The sequence below is a fragment of the Pseudomonas sp. MWU13-2105 genome, assembly GCF_023242315.1.
In the GTDB taxonomy this organism is placed as follows: domain Bacteria; phylum Pseudomonadota; class Gammaproteobacteria; order Pseudomonadales; family Pseudomonadaceae; genus Aquipseudomonas.
On the sequence record NZ_JALLIY010000067.1, the window covers coordinates 1 to 1,366 of the forward strand.

Annotated in this window: 2 protein-coding genes; both read right to left on the reverse strand. The window is 62.5% G+C overall.

Annotated features, from left to right (window positions below):
* Positions 1–46: 46 nt before the first annotated feature.
* On the reverse strand, positions 47–934 hold the full coding sequence (locus tag M5B96_RS32305) for a LysR family transcriptional regulator (protein WP_248801207.1): 888 nt from the start codon (positions 932–934) through the stop codon (positions 47–49).
* Between the two features lie 112 nt (positions 935–1,046).
* A partial coding sequence (locus tag M5B96_RS32310) for an SDR family oxidoreductase (RefSeq protein WP_248801209.1) occupies positions 1,047–1,366 on the reverse strand: 320 nt, incomplete at its 5' end.

A 1,366-nucleotide genomic window follows, 5' to 3' on the forward strand; every position in this document is an offset into this window, starting at 1 on the left:
CGCGGTTGATATCGAGTCCCTCAAGGCCGCCTTCGGGCGGCCTAGCTTATTGTTGGTTCATCAAGCCCGCGACGAAATCAACGAATGCCCGCGCCTTGGCACTGGCCAGGCGCCCGGTAGGAAACACCGCCCACAGATCCAGCGGCGGCAACTGCCAATCCTCCAGCAGGGGAACCACTTCGCCTTTGGCCAGTTCTTCTGCGAACATCCATTGGGACGTCAAGGCTACGCCCAGACTCCCCAGCACCGCTGCCCGCACACCCTCCGCCGCACTGACCCGTACCCGCCCGCTGACCGTCACCGACTGCACCGTGCTGCCCTGTTTGAAGGCCCAGTGCTCACCGCCGCCTGCCTGGGCGAAAACGACCGCTTGGTGTTGCGCCAGATCAGTAGGGTTGCAAGGTTTGCCATGGGCTAGCACGTAAGCCGGGGTGGCCAGCACCAGCCGCTGACATTCACCGATCTTGCGGGCGATCAGGTTGGAGTCGGCTAACGCTCCCATACGCAAGGCAACGTCGATGCCTTCCTCGACGAGATTGACGGTGCGGTCATCCAGAACGATATCGATGTTCAGCTCGGGGTGTGCATCGAGGAACGCTCCCAGGTACGGCAGCACATGCAGACGCGCGAAGGTCACCGCCGCACAGATCCGCAAGGTGCCGTGCAGGCCGCTGCCCGCACCGCGTGCGGCGAGGTCGGCTTCGTGGGCTTCCTCGATGGCACGCTTGGCACGTTCGTAGTAGGCGGTGCCGGCTTCGGTCGGTGTAAGCCCGCGAGTAGAGCGCAGCAATAGCCGCACGCCAAGGCGATCTTCGAGTTGTGCGATGGTTTTCGATACCGCGGGCTGGCCGAGGTTGAGGCGCCGCGCCGCCGCGGAAAACGACCCCGCTTCGAGCACGCTGACAAAGGTTTCCATTGCTGCCAATCGATCCATGTCGTTCCACCTGAAACAGTTAAAAACTCATAGCAAAAAAAGCGAGCGAAGCAGGGGGCTTCGCTCGCAGCGGGTGGTTTATCTCAACAAGGCGTGCGCAACGCAACCCTGGCTAGAATGCGGCTTTGCCGATTGATGCGCCACCGTCGACGAACAGCGTCTGGCCGGTGATGAAACCGCTGCTTTCGTAAAGCAGGAAGGCGATGGCTGCTGCTATCTCTTCGGGTTGGCCGAAGCGCCGCAGAGGGATGCCTGAGAGGTAGCGGGCTTCACCTTCACTGCCGAGCGGATTGTTCGCGCGGAACAGTTCGGTCTCGGTCGGCCCAGGGGCAACGGCGTTGACGGTGATACCCGTCGTGGCCAGTTCCAGTGCCCACGACCGGGTAAAGCTGATGAGTGCGGCCTTGGCGGCAGCATAGGCGGTGCGATGAG